Raw genomic sequence first — 23,101 nt, forward strand, 5'->3', positions numbered from 1 at the left:
GACGTCGGATTTCAAAAAATTTCTTGGGGATGTGTGGGGCCGCTGGGCACAGGGTTGTGTCCGGACGTCTGCGGGCTCAGCGGTGTAGCCAGTCCTTGATCACATCGCGTGCCTGCTCATCCAGCAGCGGCGGGGCGATGCGGTACTGCACCGGCGTGGCCGACAGGCGGATGGGGTTGGCCACCAGCGGCACCTGGCCGAACAGCGGGTGCGGCATCTCCACCTTCAGCCCTCGGGCCAGCACCTGCGGGTCGGCAAAGACCTCGTTCAGGCGGTTGATCGGGCCGCAGGGCACGCCAGCGGCTTCCAGGGCCGCAATCCATTCGGCGGTGGTGCGCATCACGGTGGCCTGGCGCAGCAGGGGAATCAGCACGGCCCGGTTCGCCACCCGGGCCGGGTTGGTGGCAAAGCGCTCGTCCGAGGCCCATTCCGGATGGCCGGCCACGGCGCAGAACTTGGCGAACTGGCCGTCGTTGCCCACGGCCAGGATCATGTCGCCGTCGGCGGTGGGGAAGTCCTGGTAGGGGACGATGTTGGGGTGGGCATTGCCCATGCGCTTGGGCGCCACACCGCTGGTCAGGTAGTTGGCGGCCTGGTTGGCCAGCGCGGCCACCTGCACGTCCAGCAGGGCTAGGTCGATGTGCTGGCCTTCGCCGGTGGCATCGCGGTGGCGCAGCGCGGCGAGCACGCCGATGGTGGCGTACAGGCCGGTCATGATGTCCACCAGGGCCACGCCCACCTTCTGCGGGCCGGCGCCTTCCTCGTGGTCGGCGCGGCCGGTCAGGCTCATCAGCCCGCCCATGCCCTGGATCAGGAAATCGTAGCCGGCGCGGTGGGCGTAGGGGCCCTCCTGGCCGAAGCCGGTGATGGAGCAGTACACCAGGCGCGGGTTGAGGGCCTTCAGGCTCTCCCAGTCCAGGCCGTAGGCCTTGAGGCCGCCGACCTTGAAGTTCTCCAGCACCACGTCGGCCTGGGCGGCCAGCTCGCGGATCAGGGCCTGGCCTTCGGGCGTGGCCATGTCGATGGCGATGGAGCGCTTGTTGCGGTTGGCACACTGGAAATAGGCTGCCTGCCGGCTGGGTGTGCCTTCGGCAGTGGGCACCCACGGCGGGCCCCAGCTGCGGGTGTCGTCGCCGGCACCGGGGCGTTCCACCTTCACCACATCGGCGCCCAGGTCGCCCAGCAGCTGGCTGGCCCAGGGGCCGGCGAGAACGCGGGAGAGATCGAGGACCTTGAGGCCTTGCAGGGCGGTGGTGTTCATGGCGTGTGGAGAAGTGTTGTCAAGGTTGGCGCGTGCTCGGGGACTCGGGTGGGCCCTTGCACTCATGTCCCCCGGCCTGCGGCCTCCTCCTTGACTTCGTTCCAGGGCCCACCCGAGTCCCCGGCCAGCAGGCGTGGCGCAGTTTCACCCTCCGAACAGCCAAGACGGTGCCCGGTTCGGGAGTCGGGTTGTGTTGCGGAGCGAAGTCAAGGGGGAGGCCGCAGGCCGGAGGACATGAGCGCAGCAACGCAGCCCGGATCCCGAACCTCACACCAAGCGAGCGCGAGGTTTTTCAGCCATCCGATCCAATCAGAACGCCGCAATACCCGTCTGCGCGCGGCCCAGGATCAGCGCATGGATGTCGTGCGTGCCCTCGTAGGTGTTCACCACCTCCAGGTTGACCAGGTGGCGGGCGATGCCGAATTCGTCGGAGATGCCGTTGCCCCCCAGCATGTCACGCGCGGTGCGGGCGATGTCCAGTGACTTGCCGCAGCTGTTGCGCTTCATGATGGAGGTGATCTCCACCGCGGCCGTGCCCTCGTCCTTCATGCGGCCCAGGCGCAGGCAGCCCTGCAGGCCCAGGGTGATCTCGGTCATCATGTCCGCCAGCTTCTTCTGCACCAGCTGGTTGGCGGCCAGCGGCCTGCCGAACTGCTGGCGGTCCAGCGTGTACTGGCGGGCGGTGTGCCAGCAGAACTCGGCCGCGCCCAGGGCGCCCCAGGCGATGCCATAGCGGGCGCTGTTCAGGCAGGTGAACGGGCCCTTCAGGCCGCGCACCTCGGGGAAGGCGTTTTCCTCGGGGCAGAAGACCTCGTCCATCACGATCTCGCCGGTGATGGAGGCGCGCAGGCCCACCTTGCCGTGGATGGCCGGGGCCGACAGGCCCTTCCAGCCCTTTTCCAGCACGAAGCCGCGGATGGCGCCTTCGTCGTCCTTGGCCCAGACCACGAACACGTCGGCGATCGGGCTGTTGGTGATCCACATCTTGCTGCCCGACAGGCTGTAGCCGCCCGGCACCTTCTTGGCGCGGGTGAGCATGCTGGCCGGGTCGGAGCCGTGGTTGGGCTCGGTCAGGCCGAAGCAGCCGATCCACTCGCCGGTGGCCAGCTTGGGCAGGTACTTCTGCTTGGTCTGCTCGTTGCCGAACTCGAAGATCGGCACCATGACCAGAGAGGACTGCACGCTCATCATCGAGCGGTAGCCCGAATCGACACGCTCCACTTCACGGGCCACCAGGCCGTAGCAGACGTAGTTCAGGCCGGCACCGCCGTAGGCCTCGGGGATGGTCGGGCCCAGCAGGCCCAGCTCGCCCATCTCACGGAAGATGGCCGGGTCGGTCTTCTCGTGGCGGAAGGCCTCCAGCACGCGCGGCGCCAGCTTGTCCTGGCAGTAGGCCTGCGCCGCATCCCGCACCTGGCGCTCGTCCTCGGTCAGCTGGTCGTCCAGCAGCAGGGGGTCGTCCCAGTGGAACACGGGCTTGGCGGCGCGGGTGGCGTGGCTCATGGTTTGTCTCTCCAGGGGTGATGTTGTGCTGAAGGGGCATCTTAGGTTGTGGCTTCCTGGCGGACAACCGAGAATTCAGCATTCATTCGTGCGAGAAGCGCACACCGGAGTTGCCATGCGTCGCAAGCTGCCTTCCACCGCCGCCTTGGCTGCCTTTGAGTCAGCGGCCCGTCATCAGAGCTACACCCGGGCCGCGGCCGAGCTGGCGGTGACGCAGAGTGCCATCTGCCGCCAGATCGCTTCGCTGGAGGACTTTCTGGGGGTGAAGCTGTTCCGCCGCAGCCAGCGCGGCGTGGCCCTGACCCAAGCGGGGCAACGCTACAGCCGGCGGGTGGCTGCGCGGCTGGACGAGGTGGAACGCGATGCGCTGGACCTGATGAGCGGGGGCGCGGAGGGCGGGGGCAGTCTGGAGCTGGCGGTGGTCCCCACCTTCGCCACGCAATGGCTGTTGCCCCGCCTGGCGGATTTCCAGCGGGCGCATCCCGGCGCACTGGTGCACTTCACGCCCCGCACGCGGCCCTTTTTGTTTGCCGACACGCCGTTTGACGCGGCCATCCTGCCGGGCAGTGAGCCCTGGCCCGGCACCGAGTCGATCGACCTGATGCCGGAGCCGCTGGTGGCCGTGGCCAGCCCACGGCTGCCCGGGGCGTCGGCCTGCCGCACGGTGGCGGACGTGGCCGCCTTGCCGCTGCTGCAGGCCAGCACCCGGCCCGATGGCTGGCGGCAGTGGTTCGCCTCCCAGGGGCTGTCGGTGGAGCACGACATGGCCGGGTCCCGAATGGAGCTCTTCTCGATGCTTTCCGAGGCGGCGGCCCAAGGCCTGGGCGTGGCCCTGGTGCCCCGCCTGTTGGTGGAAAGCGATCTGGCCAGCGGGCGTTTGATCGTGGTGCTGCCCCACGCGCAGCACAGCGGGCGCATCTATCGCTTCATCGTTCCGCCGCACAAGGCGGATGCGCCCTTGCTGCAGGCCTTCTCGGCCTGGCTGCAGGCCCAGGCGCAGGATTACCTGGCCCAGGCTTGAGGCTGGCTCAGCGGTGGGCGGCCAGCAGCAAGCCACCCGCCCCGGCGAAGAAGCCGCCGGTGGCCTTGTTCAGGCGGCGGGCGCCGCGCGAGGTGGTGATGAAGCGACGCAGCTGCCGGCCACCCGCGCCATAGACCGCGGCGGACACGAACTCGGCCGCCAGGTAGGTGGCGCCCAGCACCAGGAACTGGTGCGCGGCGGGCTTGGCCGGGTTGATGAACTGCGGAAAGATGGCCGCGAACAGCAGCATGGCCTTGGGGTTGCTGATGCCCAGCAGGAATTCCTGCGTGGCCAAGCTGCGCAGCGAGCGCGGCGCAGCCTGAGCCTCGTCGGCCGCCAGATGGCCGGCGTCCTGGCTGTGCCAGGCCTTCCAGCCCAACCAGAACAGGTAGGCCGCGCCGACCCACTTCAGCACGTTGAAGGCGGTTTCGGAGGCCAGCAGCATGGCCCCCAGGCCCACGGCCGAGATGGTCAGGAAGATCGCGAAGGCCAGCACGCGGCCGACGGTGCCGAACAGCGCAGCGCCGACGCCCTGGCGAATCCCGTTGTTGAGCGCGCAGAAATTGTTCGGCCCCGGAGTCAGGGCGATCATCACGGCCAATGGGAAGAAGAGCAGGGCGTCCATGGGGATCACGCAGTGGTTTGTTTGTCGGCTTCGGAGGTGAAGCTGTCGGCGAAGAATTCCTCGGCCGGCAGCCCACATTGGGCCACGAAATCGCGTTGCGCGCTCTCGATCACGATGGGCGCGCCGCAGGCATAGACCTGGTGGCCCGACAGGTCGGGCAGGTCAGCCATCACCGCCTGGTGCACGAAGCCGGTCCGACCGGTCCAGCCGTCGTCCGGCGTGGCGTCCGACAGCACCGGCACGTAGCGCAGCCAGGGCAGGCGCGCGGCGGCGGCTTCCAGCCAGTCGTTGAGGTAGAGGTCGGCCTTGCGACGGCCGCCCCAGTACAGCACGGCCGGGCGCGTGCTGCCCTGGGCCTCCAGGCGCTCGATCAGCGCCTTGATCGGCGCCAGGCCGGTGCCCGAGGCCAGCAGCACCATCGGCTTGTCACTGTCCTCGCGCAGGTAGAAGCTGCCGAACGGGCCTTCCATGCGGACGATGTCCTTCTCCTTCAGCGTGCTGAAGACCTGGTCGGTGAACTTGCCGCCTGGCATGTGGCGGATGTGCAGCTCGATGGCCGGCGGCGTGCCCAGGTTGTGCGGGGCGTTGGCCACCGAATAGGCGCGGCGGGCGCCATCGCGCAGCAGGAATTCGATGTACTGGCCGGCATGGAACTGGAAGTTCTGGTTGGCCGGCAGCTGCACCTTCAGGCGCATCACGTCGTCGGCCAGCCGCTCCAGCGAGAGCACGCGGCCCGGCATCTTCAGCACCGGGAACTGGCCCTCGGCGGCGACGCCGCGGGCTTCCAGCACCACGTCGGTCTGCGGCGTGGCGCGGCAGGTCAGCACCATGCCGGCGGCTTCCTCGGCGGCGCTCAAGGCCTTCTCCTGGTGCGGGCCGTGGACCACCTTGCCTTCGAGCAGCTTGCACTTGCAGGAGCCGCAGGCACCGTCCTTGCAGCCGTAGGGCAGGCCGATGCCTTCGCGGATGGCTGCATTCAACAGGGTTTCATCGGCGCCGACGGTGTAGTGGCGGCCGGAGGGCTGGAGGGTGACGTTGAAGCTCATGGATCGGGGCGAAGGACCAGAAAGGGCCGTGTCGAAAGACGAAAGAGGGGGCGTCAGCGGCATCGCTACACTGCGCGCGAACCTCGATTTTGCCCTGTCCGCCATGAGCCTGCCCGCCCGCTTCCGTCGTACCCGCCTGCTGATCGTCGGCTGTGGCGACGTTGGGCTGCGTGTGCTGCCCCGGGTGACGGGCCGCTGGACGGTCCGGGTGCTCACCTCCCAGCCCGAACGCCAAGCCGCCTTGCGGGCGGCCGGCGCGAGCCCCTTGCTGGGCAACCTGGACGACGCGGACAGTTTGCGGCGCCTGGCCCGGCTGGCGCCGCGGGTGCTGATGCTGGCGCCGCCACCGGCCCAGGGCAGCGCCGATCCCCGGATGACGGCCCTGGCGCGGGTGCTGCGGCGGCCCGGGCCTTCGGGGGCGGTGCGTCGCCTGGTCTACGCCAGCACGACCGGGGTGTACGGCGACGTGGGCGGGGCCTGGATCGACGAAAGCCAGCCCTGCGCACCGCGCACCGACCGGGCCCGGCGGCGGGTGGCGGCTGAACAGGCCGTCCGTTCGCTGGGGGCGGCGGCCGGCTGGTGCGCCAGCATCCTGCGCGTGCCCGGCATCTACGCGGGCGACCGCGAAGGCGGGCCGGCCGCGCGGGTGAGGCGCGGGGCGCCGGTTCTGGTGCCCGCCGAGGACGTCTACACCAACCACATCCACGCCGACGACCTGGCCCGCACTGGCCTGGCCGCGCTGTTTCGGGGCGCGCCACAGCGGGTCTACCACGTCTGCGACGACAGCCAGCGCCGCATGGGCGAGCACTTCGAGGCGGTGGCCGAGGCCTGTGGCCTGCCGCGGCCGCCGCGGATCACCCGGGCCCAGGCGGCCAAGCAGTTCTCGCCGGTGCAGCTGAGCTTTCTGAGCGAATCCCGGCGGCTGTCGAACGCCCGAATGAAAAAGGAGCTGCGTGTGCAGCTCCTTTACCCGGATGTGCTGGCGGCCCTGAAGGCCGGCCGCTGAAGCGGCTTACCAGCGCCGACGGCGCGGGAAGGGCGCCTGGCCGCGCCAGTAGCGGATCATCAGCCAGCCGCCCAGCATGCCGCCCAGGTGGGCGAAGTGGGCCACGCCGGTGGCGCCGGTCACACCCAGGCCCAGTTCCAACAGGCCGAACACCAGCACGAAGGTCCGCGCCTTCATCGGGATGGGCGGGAACAGCGGCATGATGGTCCGCTCGGGGAACAGCATGCCGTAGGCCAGCAGCAGCGCATACAGCGCGCCGGAGATGCCGACGGTGGGCACATACGAACCGAGCAATGCGGTGACGATCAACTGGCACAGCGCGGCCGACAGCACGCCCGCGGCCATGAACTGCAGGAAGCGCTTGCCGCCCCACAGGCGTTCCAGTTCGCTGCCGAACATCCACAGACCCAGCATGTTGAAGAACAGGTGGCCGATGCTGGCATGCAGGAAGGCGTAGGTCAGCACCTGCCAGGGCATGAAGTTGCCGGAGCCCAGCGGCCAGAGCGACAGCCAGCCCGTGACGGGCAGATAGGCATCCAGCAGGGCTTGGACGCAGAACATCGCCGTGCAGATCAGCATCAGCGCCTTGGTCATCGGGGGCATGGGGGGCATGAGCGCTCGCTACGGGTAAAGCGGAAGGAACGCCGCGCAATGCGAGGTCCTGGTGCCCGCGGCCAGACTCGAACTGGCACGCCTTGCGGCGGCGGATTTTGAATCCGCTACGTCTACCGATTTCGTCACGCGGGCAGGGAACGAACCTGGCGGCCAGGGCGGCCGGGGTACGTTGGGGGCGCATTATGGCATGGTGAAAAGCCGGGTCTTCGCACAGGCCGATAATGGCAGGCCTCTGCTGGAAACCGCTTCTCATGCCGAACTACAAAACCCTGGAGGATGCCATCGGCCACACGCCGCTGGTGCGTCTGCAACGCCTGCCTGGCCCGGAGATCGCCAGCCGCGGCAATGTGATTCTCGGCAAGCTGGAAGGGAACAACCCGGCGGGCTCGGTCAAGGACCGGCCGGCCATCAACATGATCCGCCAGGCCGAGCTGCGGGGCGACGTGAAGCCGGGCGACACGCTGATCGAGGCCACCTCGGGCAACACCGGCATCGCGCTGGCGATGGCGGCGGCCATCAAGGGCTACCGCATGGTGTTGATCATGCCGGAGGACCTCTCGATCGAGCGGGCGCAGACCATGAAGGCCTATGGGGCCGAGCTGATCCTGACGCCCAAGTCCGGCGGCATGGAACTGGCCCGTGACCTGGCCGAACAGATGCAACGCGATGGCAAGGGCCGGGTGCTGGACCAGTTCGCCAACCCGGACAACCCGGCCGCCCACTACGACAGCACCGGGCCGGAAGTCTGGACCGACACCGCCGGGCAGGTGACGCACTTTGTCAGCGCGATGGGCACCACCGGCACCATCACCGGGGTGGCGCGCTACCTGAAGGAACAGAACCCGGGCGTCAAGATCATCGGTGCGCAGCCGGCCGAGGGCTCGCGCATTCCCGGCATCCGCAAATGGCCGGAGGCCTACCTGCCCAAGATCTACGAGCCGGCACTGGTCGATGAACTGGTCTCCGTCAGCCAGGCCGATGCCGAGGACATGGCCCGGCGCATGGCGGCCGAGGAAGGCCTGTTCGCCGGCATCTCGGCGGCCGGGGCCTGCTGGGTGGCGTTGCAGATCGCCCGCACGGTGGAGAACGCGACCATCGTGTTCGTGGTGTGCGACCGCGGCGACCGCTACCTGTCGACTGGGGTGTTCCCCGCCTGAGCCGCACCACGGAACATCCGATGAGTGAAGCGCCTGAGTTCCGCTACTGCCCTGTCTGCGCCCACCCGCTGGCCTGGATCTGGGCGCAGGAGGATGGCGGGGCCAAGCAGCGCCTGCGCTGCACAGCCTGTGGCTTCACCCACTGGAACAACCCCACACCGGTGCTGGCCGCGGTGGTGGAGTGCACTGACCGCGGTGGGCAACTGCTGCTGGCCCGCAACGCGGCCTGGTCCGGGCGGCTGTTCGCGCTGATCACCGGCTTCATGGAAGCGGGCGAAAGTGCAGAAGAGGGGATTGGCCGCGAGGTGCTGGAGGAGACCGGTCTGACGGTCGAGTCGACGGCCCTGATCGGGGTCTATGATTTCCAGCGGCTCAACCAGGTCATCATGGCCTACCACGTCCGGGCATACGGCGAGATCCGCCTGTCCCCCGAACTGGCGGAGTACCGGCTGTTCACACCCGAGCAGGTGCTGTGCTGGCCCCAGGGCACGGGGCCTGCGCTGGCCCACTGGCTGCGGCAGCGGGGCATCGAGCCCCGTTTCATGGAATGGCCACAGACGCGCTGAAAGCCGCGACAGCGGGCGCGTTCTCCATAGAATCAAGACCTCGGCGTCTCAAGGACCGGCATGCAACCCGACAAGGAACTCGACACCAGCGGTCTCAGCTGCCCGCTGCCCATTCTGAAGGCCAAGAAGGCGCTGGCCGAACTGCGCAGTGGGCAGTTGCTGAAGGTGATTGCCACCGATCCCAGTTCAACGCGCGACTTCCAGGCCTTTGCCCGGCAGACCGGCCATGAACTGGTGGCGCAGGATGCCGAGGGCGAGAAGCTGGTGCACTGGCTGCGGCGGCGCTGAGCCTCCCGGCTCAGCGGGTCATGCCGACGGCGCTCAGAGGACGAGCGTCTTCAGGTACGCGCGGAAACTTTCGCCCAGTTGCGGGTGTTCCAGCGCCAGTTCCACATTGGCCTGCAGAAAGCCTTCCTTGCTGCCGCAGTCGTAGCGCTGGCCGTCGTAACGGTAGGCGAAGACCTTCTCCCGGCGCAGCAGGTTGGCGATGCCATCGGTCAGCTGAATCTCGCCGCCCACGCCGCGCGGCAGGTTGGCGATCTCGTGGAACACGCCCGGCGTGAGGATGTAGCGCCCGGCCACGCCTAGGTTGGACGGGGCATCTTCGGGGGCCGGTTTCTCAACGATGTGGGTCAGGTCCATCAGCCGGTCGTTGACCTTGGTGCCGGCCACGATGCCGTAGCGCTTGGTGTGCTCGGGCGGCACTTCCTGCACCGCCAGGATGGAGGCGCGCCACTCGTTGAACTGCTCCACCATCTGCTTGAGCACCGGGGGCTTGCCGACCATCAGGTCGTCGGCCAGCAGCACGGCAAAGGGTTCGTTGACCACCACGCACTGGGCGCACAGCACCGCATGCCCCAGGCCCAGGGCCTTGGGCTGACGGATGTAGATGCATTCCATGTCGCTGGGCTTGATGGAGCGCACCACGTCCAGCAGTTCCTTTTTGCCCGAGGCCTCCAGCTCGTACTCCAGCTCGAAGGCGGTGTCGAAGTGGTCCGGAATCGCGCGCTTGTTGCGGCCATTCACGAAGATCATCTGGCGGATGCCGGCCGCGTAGGCCTCTTCGACCGCGTACTGGATCAGCGGCTTGTCGACCACCGGCAGCATTTCCTTGGGCATGGCCTTGGTGGCCGGCAGGAAGCGGGTGCCCAGGCCGGCGACCGGGAAGATGGCCTTGTTGATCTTCTGCATGGATTCCTCTGTGTTGCTGTTCACCCGTAGGATGCCAAAGTTGTCGGCCGTCGGTGTGACCGATGGCCGACAACTGTTTCCTCAAGCGGTGGGAAGCTTGGCCAATTGGGCGCGCAGGCCCTCCAGCGTGCGGCCGAAATCGGCCAGGCGCTGACGCTCCTGGGCCACCACGGCTTCCGGCGCGCGGGCGACGAAGCTCTCGTTGCCCAGCTTGCCCTCGGCCTTGGCGACCTCGCCTTCCAGACGCTTGATCTCCTTGCTCAGGCGCTCGCGTTCGGCGGCGACGTCGATCTCCACCTTCAGCGCCAGGCGGGCCTCGCCCTGCACCAGCACCGGCGCCATCGCGCTGGCTTCGGCGAAGGCGGCCTCATCGGTCATCACCTGCACCTCGCTGAGCTTGGCCAGGGCCTTGAGCACCGGCGCGGCCTGGGTGATGAACTCGGTGTCGCCGAGGGTCAGCAGCGGCACGCGCTCGGCCGGGGACAGGCTCATCTCGCCGCGCAGCGTGCGGCAGGCGCCGACGAAGTCCTTGAGCTTGGCCATCCAGGCGTCGGAGGCAGCGTCCACCTTCTCCAGCTGAGCGACCGGGTAGGCCGCGGTGGCCACGGTGCCGGTGTCGCCCGCCGCCTTGCGGCCGGCCACGGGCGCCACGGTGTCCCACAGCTCGGCGGTGATGAAGGGGGCCACCGGGTGCAGCAGGCGCAGCACGGTTTCCAGCACGCGGATCAGCGTGCGGCGGGTGGCGCGCTGCTGTTCGGGCGTGCCGGTCTGGATTTGCACCTTGGCGATTTCCAGGTACCAGTCGCAGTACTCGTCCCAGACGAACTGGTAGATCGCGTTGGCCACGTTGTCCAGGCGGTACTCGGCAAAGCCCTTGGCGACCTCGGCCTCCACCCGCTGCAGGGTGCTGACGATCCAACGGTCGGCCGGGCTGAAGTCCAGGTAGCCGCCCGGGGCGCAGCTGCCCGCGGGGTGTTCGCCCAGGCCGCAGTCCTGGCCTTCGCAGTTCATCAGCACGAAGCGGGTGGCGTTCCACAGCTTGTTGCAGAAGTTGCGGTAGCCCTCGCAGCGCTTGCTGTCGAAGTTGACGCTGCGGCCCAGCGTGGCCATGGCCGCGAAGGTGAAGCGCAGCGCGTCGGCGCCGTAGGCGGGGATGCCGTTGGGGAACTCCTTCTCGGTGGCCTTGCGCACCTTGGGCGCAGTCTCGGGCTTGCGCAGGCCCAGCACGCGCTTGTCCAGCAGCGGGGCCAGCTCGATGCCATCGATCAGGTCCACCGGGTCCAGCACATTGCCCTCGGACTTGGACATCTTCTTGCCCTGGGCGTCCAGTACCAGGCCGTGGATGTACACGTGCTTGAAGGGCACCTTGCCGGTGAAGTGCTTGGTCATCATGATCATCCGGGCGACCCAGAAGAAGATGATGTCGTAGCCGGTCACCAGCACGGAGGAGGGCAGGAAGAGGTCCTGCTCCAGCGTCTGCTCGGGCCAGCCCAGGGTGGAGAAGGGCACCAGCGCCGAGGAGTACCAGGTGTCCAGCACGTCCTCGTCGCGGGTCAGCGCGCCGGTGTAGCCGGCGGCACTGGCCTTGGTGCGGGCCTCGTCCTCGCTGCGGGCGACGAACAGCTCGCCGTTCGTGCCATACCAGGCCGGGATCTGGTGGCCCCACCAGAGCTGGCGTGAGATGCACCAGTCCTGGATGTTCTTCATCCACTGGTTGTAGGTGTTGACCCAGTTCTCCGGCACGAAGTTGACCTCGCCCGAGGCCACGGCCTCGATGGCCTCGTCGGCGATCGACTTGCCGGCAGCGCCAGGCTTGGTCATTGCCACGAACCACTGGTCGGTCAGCATGGGCTCGATGACCTGGCCGGTGCGGGCGCAGCGCGGCACCATCAGCTTGTGCTTCTTGATCTCGACCAGCAGGCCCTCGGCCTCCAACTGGGCGACGATCTGCTTGCGGGCCGCGAAGCGGTCCAGTCCGACGTAGGCGGCCGGGATCTCGGCCACTTCGGCGTTGCTGACCTTGGCTTCCAGGTCGAAGATGGTCAGCATGGCCAGGCCATGGCGCAGGCCCACCTGGTAGTCGTTCTGGTCATGCGCGGGCGTGACCTTCACCACGCCGGTGCCGAAGGCCTTGTCCACGTAGTCGTCGGCGATCACCGGCACCAGGCGGCCGGTGATGGGCAGGCGCACCTGCTTTCCGATCAAATGGGCGTAGCGCTCATCCTCCGGGTGCACCATCACGGCGGTGTCGCCCAGCATGGTCTCTGGCCGGGTGGTGGCCACCACCAGGGATTCGGTGGAGCCTTCGATGGGGTAGCGGATGTGCCAGAGGCTGCCGTCCTCCTCTTCGCTCTCGACCTCCAGGTCGGAGACGGCGGACTTCAGGATCGGGTCCCAGCTCACCAGGCGCTTGCCGCGGTAGATCAGGCCTTCCTCGTAGAGTCGCACGAAGGTCTCGGTCACCACCTTGGACAGCTTGTCGTCCATGGTGAAGTACTCGTGCGACCAACTCACCGAGTCGCCCATGCGGCGCATCTGCTGGGTGATGGTGGAGCCGGACTTCTGCTTCCATTCCCAGACCCGGGCGACGAAGTTCTTGCGGCCCAGGTCGTGGCGGCTGATCTTCTGTTCCTGCAGTTGGCGCTCCACCACGATCTGGGTGGCGATGCCGGCGTGGTCGGTGCCGGGCACCCACAGGGTGTTGAAGCCGCGCATGCGGTGGTAGCGCGTCAACGAGTCCATGATGGTCTGGTTGAACGCGTGGCCCATGTGCAGCGTGCCCGTCACATTGGGCGGCGGCAGCTGGATGCAGAAGGAAGGCTTGGCCGGGTCCAGCGTCGGTTCGTAGACGCCGGACTGCTCCCACAGAGGGGCCCAGCGGGCTTCGATGTCCTTGGGCTCGAAGGATTTGGCGAGTTCGGTCATGATGACCGATTATCTCCTGCGGGTTTGCAGAGAGCCCAGGGTCACTGGCAGCTGGCCGCCGCATTGGGTGAGAACGTCACCGCACCCGCGTACTGCGGTGGGGTCGGCCCACCCTTCACGGGCTCGTAGCCCTGGTACTGCTGCAGCAGCGGCACCCGTGTCGCCGAGCCGAGCAGCGCCGGCATCTCCAGGCGCGCGTCCTTGTAGTAGGCGGTGGGGTCGAGGTTGTTGTGGTACGCCAGCAGCTGGCACGGGAAGCCTGATCTGGATGTTGCGCTGGTCGTGCCCTTCAAGACGCGCATCTGCATGCCTGCGTTGTGGGCGATCAGCAGCTGATGGTCGCCCAGCCACGAGACCTGGGCATAGGTGGGCAGGGCATTGGGCGAGCTGTCGGCCGAGACCAGGGTCACGGGGGCCGTGAGCCATTGGCTGGTCGCCGCGTCCCGGCGGTTGTAGTAGAGGTTGCCGGCGTCGGTGAAGGTGACGAAGACGTTGCCGCTGGCATCCGTGACCGCACTGAAGTGGCTGGACATGGGGTCCTTGTCCTGCGTGCCCGCGAGGAACAAGCCCGCGCTGTTCCACGGTAGATCGGCGCCGCCCTTGAGCTTGCGCTGAGCCCAGAAGATGTCAGGGCCCACGGTGTAGACCAGGCCGATCCCGTTGGGAATGGTCACCAATCGGGCGCTGTGCTTGGCGAACTGAGGGTCGGTTGGCGGATAGGCGCTGATGTCGCCAATGCTCGGTCCGGCGGCCCAATTCGCCTTGCCCGCGGCACGGCGGTACACCACGATGCCGGCGGTGGTGGTGCGGGTGTCCTCGGCGACGTAGGCGACCCAGGTGTTGCCGTTGGCGTCCACCGTGAAGCTGGGGTTCACAGCACGGATGTCGGCGTTGGCACGGGGCAGCGTGCTGACCGCGAACGAGCTCCAGCTCTGGCTGGCCGGGTCGTAGGTGGCGGTCGCGTAGCGGATGTAGCCCTGGCTGTCCTGGAAGACGGTGGTCAGCGTGTTGCCATTCAAGGCGCTGTCGGAGACGGCGTACTGGTCCGTGTAGCCCAGGTGGCCCTGCTGGGTCCAGGTCACGCCATCACTGGACGACATCAGGTACAGCGTCCCCTTCTTGCCACCTTGGCTACCCAGGTTGGCCAGCAGGTGGTAGCGTCCATCGGGTGTGACCACCATGTGCCGCTGGTGGCGGTAGGAGTAGAGGTAGGCTGTGTCGCTGACCAGGTTGGTGCTCTGTTCTTCCAGGGCCGCGTGGGCGGGTTCGGTCAGTGCGGTCACCAGGGTGACCGCGGTCAAGAAGGCGTGGACATACTTCATTTGACCGATATTGCCCACAGACGCGCCTGTTGGCCACTTTCGATTAGGGATACCGAGGCCGCCTGCCGCGGGGCGCCCCTAGAACATCAGCTGCCCTCATTCGGGCAGGGCCCGCCAGCCGCCTGCGGGCGCGGCTTCGAACAGGGGAATGTGCCCGATGGCATGCACCTTGTCGGGCCAGCCGTCGCCGAGGACGGCCAGGGCCTCGCGCCAGGCCTGGCCTTCGGTCAGCGCGACGACCAGGCCGGCCACGTGGGCGCCCGCCTTGTGCAGCAGGCGGATGGCTGCCAGGGCGCTGGCGCCGGTGTTGATCACGTCGTCCACCAGCACCACGGTTTGCCCTGCCACCCGGTCGAGCAGGGCGGGGTCCAGGTACAGGCGTTTGCTCTGGTCCGGGCTGGTGGAGGAGACCACCGGCTCACTCAGGGCCTCGTCGTACCAGAACTTGCGCGACAGCCCCATGGCTGCGTAGTGCGGCAGGCCCAGGTCACGGGCCACGCGGCGGGCGTAGTCCAGGCCCATGGTGGGTACGGCGGCCACCATCTGCGGCGCCAGGGCCTGGGCCTGGGTCGTCATCAGGCCGGCCAGCACGTCCTCGATGGGGAACGGCGTCTGGTTGGACATCAGCAGCGCGATGGCCTGCTGGCCACCCGGCAGGGCGCGCAAGGGCAGTTTCAGCACACTGCCATCGGTCAGGCGCACGGGGTAGTGGGTGGTGAAGGCCGTCGGGGTGGCTGCGGGAATGGAAACCGTCGCAGGGTGCCAGTGCACCTCGTACGGAGGAAGCGTTGTGGTCATGAACAGAGGGTGGATGGCGTTTCTGCGCCGGAGCCGAGGCGGCAGAAACCAGGGGGAAAGTGGGCGGCCACGCGCTGGAACAGGTCCTCATCCAGGCGGCCCAGGTGCACGTGGCGCACGCGCGAGTGCACGCCGTCCGGGCCGTGCGCCATGTCGGTCGCCAGCAGGGTCTTGACACGCAGACCGGTGCGCTCGTGCAGCCGGCGCCGCCCGTCGTTTTCCAGCTTCTCGCCGATGGTGAACAGCTCCACCACCTCGCCGCCGGCCTGCCGGATGGCCTGCACCAGCGCCACCAGGGTGCCGCCGGTGCTGATCAGGTCGTCCACCAGCAGCACCTGGTCGCCCGGGCGCACGCCGTTCAGGAAGATCTGTGTGCTGCCTTCGGCGATGTACTCGTTGGCCAAGGGCACGGAGATTTCGCCCGGCGCGCCGGAAGGCGTCCAGCGCGCCAGCGTGCGGGGCAGGCGGTATTGGCGCAGCAGGTCGGCGATGATCATCGCGCCGCGGTCTTCCTCTCCGACCCCCAGCGTGGGGGCGGGCGAGGGGGCGATGTGCAGCCGGGCCAGCAGACACACCGCCTCGGAGAGCGCATGCGACAGCGGCGGGATGTTGTCGGTGATGGCGGTCGGGAAGAACTCGAAGCGCTTGCCGCCCATGCCGGTCACCGTGTGGGTGCGGCGCTGGTCGAAGTCCTTCACCAGCAGGGTGATGGCCTCAACCAGCTCGCCCATGTCCTGGGGCAGGGACAGCATGCCTCAGTGCGGCAGCGAGCCGACCACGCCCTGGACCAGCCAGTTCATCTTCAGCTTGTCGGCGTCGGGCAGTTCCTTGCCGGCGGCCACACGGGCGGTGCCGGCCTGGTCCAGCAGCGGGCCGGCGAACACTGGGCGCTTGCCGGAGGCGATGTCCTTGGCGCGCAACTCGACCAGCTTGCGCACGTCAGCGGGCAGCTTGGGGCTGTAGTGGTCGTAATGGATGGCGCCATCCTTCAGGCCCAGCCAGACGTTGCCGGGCTTCCAGCGCTTGGCCAGCACGTCGGCCACCACCTTGTTGTAGTGCACGCTCCAGTCCAGGCGCGAGGCGGCTAACTGCGCATCGCCACCCCACTGGGACATGTCGGTGTCCCAGCCGAAACCGAAGGCGCCGGCCTCTTTGGCCGCCTGCAGCGGCGCGGCCGAGTCGGTGTTCTGCATCAGCACGTCCACGCCCTGGTTGAGCAGGGTCTTGGCGGCCTCGCGCTCCTTGGGCGGGTCGTACCAGGTGTTGACCCAGACGACGCGGGTCTCCACTTTGGGGTTCACGGCGCGGGCGCACAGCGTGAAGGCGTTGAGGTTGCGCACGATCTCCGGGATCGGGAAGGGCGCGACCACGCCCAGCACGTTCTTGCGCGTCATCTTGCCGGCCACGGTGCCGTTCAGGCAGGCCCCTTCGTAGGTGCGGATGTCGTAGATGCCCAGGTTGGGACCGGTCTTGTAGCCGGTGGCGTGTTCAAAGGCCACGCCCGGGTAGTCCGGCGCGGCCTTGGCCATGCCGTTCATGAAGCCGAAGGCGCCACCGAAGATCACCTTGGCCCCCTGACCGGCCAGGTCGCGCACCACGCGCTCGGCATCGCTCTCGGCCACGTTCTCGACGAAGATCGTCTGCACCTGGTTGCCGAACTTCTTCTGCACCTCCTGGCGGGCCAGTTCGTGGGCATAGGACCAGCCGGCGCCACTGGCCGGGCCGACGTAGAGGAAGCCCACCTTCAGCGGATCGGCCGCCACAGCGGAACCGACCGCCGTCAGCAGGGCTGCAGCCCAGGCGCTGCGGCGCAGCAAGGTGGTGCGAGAGGAGGACACAGCAGGACGTTGCATGGGGCGCGATGGGCCAGAGGCCGTGAACGAGGGAATGCCTGCAGCGTAGGCCCATCGCGGCGGCCCCACCATCACACCTTGGTATAGGGTGGTGTGAATCCGGTTGCCCTCAGCGGCTTGGATGCACGGTGGCGGTGCCACTCTGCACCGCATCCAGGCGGGTGATGCAGCGCACCAGCCCGGCCAGGCTGTCCTGGCCCATCTTGCGCATCACCTGGGCGCGGTGCAGTTTCACGGTCACCTCGCTCAGGCCCAGCTCGGCGGCAATCTGCTTGTTCAGCCGGCCGGCGACGATCAACTGAAGCACCTCGTGTTCGCGCGGGGTCAGCGTGGCCCGGCGCTGCCGGGTGTCGGCCAGCTCCCGCCGCAGGCCTTGTTGCTGGCGGTCGCGCGCCAGGGCTTCCTCGATGGCGCGCAGCAGGTCGGCTTCCCGGTAGGGCTTGATGAGGAACTCCACCGCGCCGGCCTTCATGGCCTGCACGCTCATCGGGATGTCGCCGTGGCCGGTCACCAGGATGGCCGGTGGCAGTTCGACATGGCCGGTCCGGGCGGAGGCGCGCAGCAGGTCCAGCCCATTGATCCCGGGCAGGCGCACATCCAGCACCAGGCAGGCGGGGCCAGGATCGGCTGCCTTGGCGGCGCTGGCCAGGAAGGATTCGACACTGTCGTGGCAGCAGACCTGCAGGTCCAGCGAGCGCAGCAGGCTGTCCAGGGCGGTGCGGATGGCAGCGTCGTCGTCCACGACATGGACGGTGCCGGAAAGGGCGGGCATCGGTCAGGACTCCTGGAGGGGCAGCACGACCCGGGCCAGGGCGCCGCCTGCGGGGCCATCATCCAGGTGGATCTGACCCCCATGGGCTTCCACCAGTGTGCGTGCAATGGACAGACCAAAGCCCAGGCCGTCGGGCTTGCTGCTGTGGAAGGGTTCGAACAGATGCGGGCGCTGGCTGGGCGCGATGCCCGGCCCGCTGTCCTGCACGCTGATCTGCAGCGCGGGCACCGGCCCTGTCTGCCGCGCCAGGCTGAGCCGGACCTCCCGGGGCCGGCCGGCGGGCAGATCGCGCACCGCGTCCAGCGCATTGACCAACAGGTTCAGCAGCACCTGCTGGAGCTGGACGCGGTCCGCCAGCACCTCGGGCAGCGGCGCCAGCAGGCACAGCCGCAGCCGGGTGTGCTGGCGTCGGGCCCGCGCGGCCACCAGGGCCAGGCAATCCCAGGCCAGGGGGGCTGAGGCCACCGGTGCCCGCACGGCCGGGGCGCGCTGCAACAGGCCGCGGATGCGGGCCACCACCTGGCCGGCGTGCTCGCCGCTGCGGACGATGCGCTGGGCGGCCGCCCGGGCTTCGGTCAGCTTGGCCGTCGCACCTTCCCGGCCATCAAGCCCGCTGAGCCAGCGCAGGCAGGCATTGGCATCCAGCACCATGGCGGTGAGGGGCTGGTTCACCTCGTGGGCGATGGAGGTCGCCAGCTCGCCCAGCGTGGTCAGCCGGGTCAGGCGCGCCAGCTCGGCCTGGGCCAGTTCGGCCTCTTGTTCCAGGGCCTGGGCGTCGTTCCAGCCCAGGCCGATCTGGGCCGCGACCAGGGCCAGGAAGGCGCGGTAGTCGGCATCCAGGCGCTTGTGCGGATTCAGACCGATCAACAGACCCGCGCTGCGCCGGCCCAGACGTCCGACCGGCACGGGCTGGGCCACCAGCTGCTCGACCGGACGCGTCCAGTGCGGGGTCGGCCAGACCCCGAGGGGCGCGGCGGTGGCTGCGGCGGCGGGCTCGCCCGTGTCGAGGGCCCGCCGGAGCAAGGAGGCGAGTTCGTGATCCAGCGCGTCCAGGCCCAAGGGGGAGGGCCAGGGGGCGTCCGCCGGGCTGGCGGTCTGCAACTGCCAGCTGGCGCCGTCGTCCTCGGACAGGTAGAGCGCGGCCAGCGGCAGGTCCTCGGGGTGGCGGGCCAGGCAGGCGGCCAATGCCGCCAGGAACTGGGTGCGGGTGCGGGTGGCCCGGGTGCTGGCGGCCAGGTCGGCCAGCGTGGCCAGCCGGCGCTCGTTGATGACCCGGCTGGTGGCGTCGTAGATGGGGCAGATCACGCCCTGGACCTGCCCCTGCGCATCCAGCAGCGGGCTGTAGGAGAAGAACTCGTGGATCTCCTCGGTGTAGTCGAGCCGGCGGTAGAGCAGCTGCTGGTTGCTGCGGCTGACCGCCCGGCCGTTGCGCTGGACCGCCTGCAGCAGCGGATGCAGCGTCGGCATCACGTCCGGTTGCACCTGGGCCAGCGGGCGGCCCAGGTCCTGGGGATGCTGGCCCTCGAAGAAATGACGCGCGGCGTCGTTCCAGAAGGTGTGCAGCGCCTCGCCCCAGTAGACGATGTGCGGAAAGTCCGAGTGCAGCGTGATCCGCAGGGTGTCGTGCAGCGCCTGGGGCCAGCCGGCCGGCGGCCCCAGGGCGGTCGTGTCGGCCCGGCCTGAACGCAGATGACGGCCCACCTCACCGCCGTCTTCCAGGTAGCGCAGGGTGTCGTCGACGGCGGGGAGGGGGTTCACGGCGCGGGAACTCGCCTCACATCAGCAGGTGCTCACCCGCGTTCTCGCCGCCCAGGATCACGTAGTTGACCCGCCGCAGGTCGGTCAGCTGCTTGCCACCGGCGTAGCTGATCGAGCTTTGCAGGTCCTCCTGCATTTCGCGCAGCGTGTCGGCCAGCTTGCCCTTGACCGGTTCCAGGATGCGTTTGCCCTCGACGTGCTTGTACTCGCCCTTGTTGAAGTCCGAGGCCGAGCCGTAGTACTCCTTGAACAGCTTGCCGTCGACCTCCACCGTCTGGCCCGGCGACTCCTCGTGGCCGGCGAACAGCGAGCCCACCATCACCATCGCGGCGCCGAAGCGCACGCTCTTGGCGATGTCGCCATGGTGGCGGATGCCGCCGTCGGCAATGATGGGCTTGGTGGCCACGCGGGCGCACCACTTCAGCGCCGAGAGCTGCCAGCCGCCGGTGCCGAAGCCAGTCTTGAGGCGCGTGATGCAGACCTTGCCCGGACCGATGCCCACCTTGGTCGCGTCGGCGCCCCAGTTCTCCAGGTCGATCACCGCCTCGGGCGTGCCCACGTTGCCGGCGATCACGAAGCTGTTGGGCAGCTTCTCCTTGATGTACTCGATCATCCGGTGCACGCTGTCGGCGTGGCCGTGGGCGATGTCGATGGTGATGTAGTCGGCCCCGACGCCGTCGGCCGCCAGCCGGTCGATGACCTCACGGTCGGCCGGCTTCACGCCCGAGCTGATCGACACATAGTGCCCCGCCTTGCGCATGTGGCGGGCGAAGGCCACGTTGTCCAGGTCGAAACGGTGCATCACGTAGAAGTAGCCGTTGGCGGCCAGCCAGGCGGCGATGCGCTCGTCCAGCACCGTCTTCATGTTGGCCGGCACCACGGGCAGCTTGAAGCGGCGCCCGCCGAACGTCATGCCGGTGTCGCATTCCGAACGGCTTTCCACGCGGCACTTGCGCGGCAGCAGCAGGACGTTGTCGTAGTCAAAGATATCCATCTCGAAGCTCCAGGGTGATGACCAGCGCGTTGATCGCAGTGCGCCGGGAGGGGCTGCGAGCGCTTGACCTGGGGTTCCGGTGGTGTCACGAGGGCCGCTTTGCCAGATTTGGCCAGGGACGGTGCAGACACAAAAAACCGGACGCCAGAATTTGGGCCCGGTGACTGATTCTACGGTAGCCGGGGGGGCTCCCTACAATGTGTCGATGCAATTCCCGCAAGACGCGGAGGCCGGGCACGATCCGTCCCTGGTGGACGTGAGCGCGCTGCTGCGTGGCCTCAACCCTGAACAACTGGCGGCCGTGACCCTGCCGGCCGAGCCTGCCCTGATCCTGGCCGGCGCCGGCTCGGGCAAGACGCGCGTGCTGACCACCCGCATCGCCTGGCTGCTGCAGACCGGGCAGGTCTCGCCCGGCGGCGTGATGGCGGTGACCTTCACCAACAAGGCGGCCAAGGAGATGCTGACCCGCCTGGGGGCGATGCTGCCGGTCAACGTGCGCGGCATGTGGATCGGCACCTTCCATGGCCTGTGCAACCGTTTTCTGCGGGCGCATTGGAAGCAGGCAGGCCTGTCGCAGACCTTCCAGATCCTCGACAGCGGCGACAGCCTGTCGGCCGTCAAGCGCGTCATCAAGGCCATGAACCTGGACGAAGAGCGCTTCGTGCCCAAGCAGGTGGCCTGGTTCATCGCCAGCAGCAAGGAAGATGGCCTGCGCCCGAAGGACGTGCCGGTGCACGATGGCCAGACGCAGAAGATGGCCGAGGTCTACCAAGCCTACCAGGACCAGTGCGAGCGCGAGGGCGTGGTCGACTTTGCCGAACTGCTGCTGCGCACCTACGAGCTGATGCGCGACGACCCGCTGCTGCGCGAGCACTACCAGCGGCGCTTCCGTCACATCCTGGTCGACGAGTTCCAGGACACCAACCGGCTGCAGTACCTGTGGCTGAAGATGTTTGCCGGCCCGCACACCGCGGTGCTGGCCGTGGGCGACGACGACCAGAGCATCTATGCCTTCCGCGGCGCCCAGGTCGGCAACATGAGCGACTTCGAGCGCGAGTTCCGCGTCAAGAAGGTCATCAAGCTGGAGCGCAACTACCGCAGCTACGGCAACATTCTGGACGCCGCCAATGCGCTGATCGCCCACAACAGCCACCGCCTGGGCAAGAACCTGCGCACCGAGGCCGGGCCGGGCGAGCCGGTGCGGGTGCAGGAGAACGCCAGCGACTTCAACGAGGCCCAGTGGGTGCTCGAAGAAGCCCAGCAGCTGCACCGCGGCGGCATGGCGCGCCATGAGATCGCCATCCTCTACCGCAGCAACGCCCAGTCGCGGGTGATCGAATCGGCGCTGTTCAACGCCGGCGTGCCGTACCGCGTCTATGGCGGCATGCGCTTCTTCGAGCGGGCGGAAATCAAGCATGCGCTGGCCTACCTGCGCCTGATCGAAAACTGCCACGACGACACCAGCTACCTGCGAGTGGTGAACTTCCCGACCCGTGGCATCGGCGCCCGCACGCTGGAACAGCTGCAGGACGCGGCCCGCCAGACCGGCCGCAGCCTGTGGCAGAGCGTGGGCGCGGTGGGCGGCAAGGGCGGCGCCAACCTGGCCGGCTTCAATGCGCTGATCGATGGCATGCGCAACGAGACCCAGGGCCTGACGCTGCGCGAGATCATTGAGCACATGCTGGAGCGTTCCGGCCTGGTGGACTTCTACCGCACCGAGAAGGAAGGCGCCGACCGCATCGAGAACCTGCAGGAACTGGTGACCGCGGCCGAAGCCTTCGTCACCCAGGAGGGCTTTGGCAAGGACGCGGTGGCGCTGCCAGTGGACGAGCTCGGGCCGGGCCGCATGGCCGCGCCGCGCTCGCCCGATGTGCCCGAAGCGCCAGCCCCGGTGGACCTGACGCCCGACGCGGAGACCGGCGAGATCATGAGCCCGCTGGCCGCTTTCCTGACCCATGCGGCGCTGGAGGCAGGCGACAACCAGGCCCAGGCCGGGCAGGACGCCATCCAGCTGATGACGGTGCACTCTGCCAAGGGGCTGGAGTTCGATGCTGTCTTCATCACCGGTCTGGAAGAGGGGTTGTTCCCGCACGAGAACGCGCTGTCCGACGCCAACGGCCTGGAAGAGGAGCGGCGCCTGATGTATGTGGCCATCACCCGGGCGCGCCAGCGGCTCTACCTCAGCTTCAGCCAGACCCGCATGCTGCATGGCCAGACCCGTTACAACGTGAAAAGCCGCTTCCTGGATGAGTTGCCGGAAAGCGCCCTGAAATGGCTCACACCGCGCACCCAGGGCTTTGGCTCGGGTTTTGCAAGGGACTACCAGGCCGCCTGGCAGCGCGGCAGCGGTCTGGGCTCGATGGTGGGGGCGGGGCGGCGCAACGCCGGCTGGCAGCCTCCCCCCGCCGAGCCCCCGGTGCCCACGGCCATGAAGGCGGCCGCGGCCAAGGCCGCCGGGCATGGCCTGCGGGTGGGCCAGTCGGTGTTCCATGCAAAATTTGGTGAGGGAGTGGTGGTGACCTTGGAAGGATCGGGCCCCGATGCGCGGGCCCAGGTGAACTTCGGGCGACACGGGGCCAAGTGGCTGGCGCTGTCGATCGCCAAGCTGACGCCGATCGACTGAGCTCGGGCGGCCAGCGCGTGGAACCCGGTCTGTGGCCACCGTGAATCACCGTCTGTCGCTGCACG

At 68.3% G+C, this 23,101-nt stretch carries 20 protein-coding genes and 1 tRNA gene; 6 read left to right on the top strand and 15 right to left on the bottom strand.

The genetic code is table 11. The annotated features are described in order from the left end of the window. Nucleotides 1-76: 76 nt before the first annotated feature. Nucleotides 77-1,261 carry a CaiB/BaiF CoA transferase family protein gene (locus KGA65_RS05830; protein ID WP_225862214.1) on the bottom strand — a complete coding sequence of 395 codons (1,185 nt, stop codon included), beginning with the start codon at nucleotides 1,259-1,261 and terminating at the stop codon, nucleotides 77-79. A gap of 309 nt (nucleotides 1,262-1,570) precedes the next feature. Then, on the bottom strand, nucleotides 1,571-2,764 hold the full coding sequence (locus KGA65_RS05835) for an acyl-CoA dehydrogenase (protein WP_225862215.1): 1,194 nt from the start codon (nucleotides 2,762-2,764) through the stop codon (nucleotides 1,571-1,573). 115 nt (nucleotides 2,765-2,879) lie between these two features. On the opposite strand from KGA65_RS05835, the gene KGA65_RS05840 reads away from it, so the two are divergent. Beyond that, nucleotides 2,880-3,785 (top strand): LysR family transcriptional regulator, encoded by a 906-nt coding sequence (locus KGA65_RS05840; protein WP_225862216.1) that lies wholly within the window; start codon nucleotides 2,880-2,882, stop codon nucleotides 3,783-3,785. Nucleotides 3,786-3,792: 7 nt separating this feature from the next. Here the strand turns inward: KGA65_RS05840 and KGA65_RS05845 are convergent, their stop codons facing one another. Continuing rightward, on the bottom strand, nucleotides 3,793-4,410 hold the full coding sequence (locus KGA65_RS05845) for a LysE family translocator (RefSeq protein ID WP_225862217.1): 618 nt from the start codon (nucleotides 4,408-4,410) through the stop codon (nucleotides 3,793-3,795). A gap of 5 nt (nucleotides 4,411-4,415) precedes the next feature. Continuing rightward, nucleotides 4,416-5,456: a CDP-6-deoxy-delta-3,4-glucoseen reductase gene (locus tag KGA65_RS05850; RefSeq protein WP_225862218.1), complete on the bottom strand. Its 1,041-nt coding sequence runs from the start codon at nucleotides 5,454-5,456 to the stop codon at nucleotides 4,416-4,418. 103 nt (nucleotides 5,457-5,559) lie between these two features. Here KGA65_RS05850 and KGA65_RS05855 point away from each other — a divergent pair, with 103 nt between their 5' ends. After that, nucleotides 5,560-6,462: an SDR family oxidoreductase gene (locus KGA65_RS05855; RefSeq protein ID WP_225862219.1), complete on the top strand. Its 903-nt coding sequence runs from the start codon at nucleotides 5,560-5,562 to the stop codon at nucleotides 6,460-6,462. 6 nt (nucleotides 6,463-6,468) lie between these two features. On the opposite strand, the gene KGA65_RS05860 is transcribed toward KGA65_RS05855, so the two are convergent. Both KGA65_RS05860 and KGA65_RS05865 read right to left on the bottom strand, forming a co-directional pair. Beyond that, nucleotides 6,469-7,074 (bottom strand): rhomboid family intramembrane serine protease, encoded by a 606-nt coding sequence (locus KGA65_RS05860; RefSeq protein WP_225862220.1) that lies wholly within the window; start codon nucleotides 7,072-7,074, stop codon nucleotides 6,469-6,471. Nucleotides 7,075-7,124: 50 nt separating this feature from the next. Next, nucleotides 7,125-7,209: transfer RNA gene (locus KGA65_RS05865), tRNA-Leu, on the bottom strand. Nucleotides 7,210-7,328: 119 nt separating this feature from the next. On the opposite strand from KGA65_RS05865, the gene cysM reads away from it, so the two are divergent. From cysM to KGA65_RS05880, 3 genes are read left to right on the top strand one after another with little or no spacing between them, the layout of a single operon-like run. Continuing rightward, a complete protein-coding gene (gene cysM, locus KGA65_RS05870) occupies nucleotides 7,329-8,234 on the top strand; it encodes a cysteine synthase CysM (protein ID WP_225862221.1) in 906 nt (301 codons plus the stop codon). A gap of 20 nt (nucleotides 8,235-8,254) precedes the next feature. Beyond that, nucleotides 8,255-8,800 (top strand): NUDIX domain-containing protein, encoded by a 546-nt coding sequence (locus KGA65_RS05875; protein ID WP_225862222.1) that lies wholly within the window; start codon nucleotides 8,255-8,257, stop codon nucleotides 8,798-8,800. 60 nt (nucleotides 8,801-8,860) lie between these two features. Then, nucleotides 8,861-9,088, top strand: coding sequence for a sulfurtransferase TusA family protein (locus tag KGA65_RS05880; RefSeq protein WP_225862223.1), 228 nt, complete (start codon nucleotides 8,861-8,863; stop codon nucleotides 9,086-9,088). A 33-nt stretch (nucleotides 9,089-9,121) separates the two neighbouring features. Here KGA65_RS05880 and galU read toward each other — a convergent pair whose 3' ends face one another. The 9 genes from galU to KGA65_RS05925 form a co-directional block, all read right to left on the bottom strand. Next, nucleotides 9,122-9,991 carry a UTP--glucose-1-phosphate uridylyltransferase GalU gene (gene galU, locus KGA65_RS05885; protein WP_225862224.1) on the bottom strand — a complete coding sequence of 290 codons (870 nt, stop codon included), beginning with the start codon at nucleotides 9,989-9,991 and terminating at the stop codon, nucleotides 9,122-9,124. 81 nt (nucleotides 9,992-10,072) lie between these two features. Beyond that, nucleotides 10,073-12,916: a valine--tRNA ligase gene (locus tag KGA65_RS05890; protein ID WP_225862225.1), complete on the bottom strand. Its 2,844-nt coding sequence runs from the start codon at nucleotides 12,914-12,916 to the stop codon at nucleotides 10,073-10,075. A gap of 41 nt (nucleotides 12,917-12,957) precedes the next feature. Continuing rightward, nucleotides 12,958-14,238 (bottom strand): hypothetical protein, encoded by a 1,281-nt coding sequence (locus KGA65_RS05895; protein WP_225862226.1) that lies wholly within the window; start codon nucleotides 14,236-14,238, stop codon nucleotides 12,958-12,960. A 96-nt stretch (nucleotides 14,239-14,334) separates the two neighbouring features. Further along, entirely contained in the window at nucleotides 14,335-15,036 is a 702-nt protein-coding gene (locus tag KGA65_RS05900) for a phosphoribosyltransferase (protein ID WP_225862227.1), read from the bottom strand. After that, nucleotides 15,033-15,788, bottom strand: coding sequence for a phosphoribosyltransferase family protein (locus KGA65_RS05905; protein ID WP_225862228.1), 756 nt, complete (start codon nucleotides 15,786-15,788; stop codon nucleotides 15,033-15,035). Before KGA65_RS05905 ends, KGA65_RS05900 begins: the two co-directional genes overlap by 4 nt. A gap of 3 nt (nucleotides 15,789-15,791) precedes the next feature. Beyond that, nucleotides 15,792-16,889, bottom strand: coding sequence for a BMP family ABC transporter substrate-binding protein (locus KGA65_RS05910; RefSeq protein ID WP_225862229.1), 1,098 nt, complete (start codon nucleotides 16,887-16,889; stop codon nucleotides 15,792-15,794). 109 nt (nucleotides 16,890-16,998) lie between these two features. Beyond that, nucleotides 16,999-17,661: a response regulator transcription factor gene (locus KGA65_RS05915; RefSeq protein ID WP_225862230.1), complete on the bottom strand. Its 663-nt coding sequence runs from the start codon at nucleotides 17,659-17,661 to the stop codon at nucleotides 16,999-17,001. 3 nt (nucleotides 17,662-17,664) lie between these two features. Further along, entirely contained in the window at nucleotides 17,665-19,419 is a 1,755-nt protein-coding gene (locus KGA65_RS05920) for an ATP-binding protein (RefSeq protein ID WP_225862231.1), read from the bottom strand. A 16-nt stretch (nucleotides 19,420-19,435) separates the two neighbouring features. Beyond that, entirely contained in the window at nucleotides 19,436-20,413 is a 978-nt protein-coding gene (locus KGA65_RS05925; RefSeq protein WP_225862232.1) for a GMP reductase, read from the bottom strand. Nucleotides 20,414-20,618: 205 nt separating this feature from the next. On the opposite strand from KGA65_RS05925, the gene KGA65_RS05930 reads away from it, so the two are divergent. Next, complete coding sequence (locus KGA65_RS05930) at nucleotides 20,619-23,036, top strand: UvrD-helicase domain-containing protein (protein ID WP_225862233.1); 2,418 nt, start codon at nucleotides 20,619-20,621, stop codon at nucleotides 23,034-23,036. The last annotated feature ends 65 nt before the right edge of the window (nucleotides 23,037-23,101 follow it).

This window comes from Ideonella benzenivorans (genome assembly GCF_020387415.1).
Classification (GTDB): domain Bacteria; phylum Pseudomonadota; class Gammaproteobacteria; order Burkholderiales; family Burkholderiaceae_C; genus Ideonella; species Ideonella benzenivorans.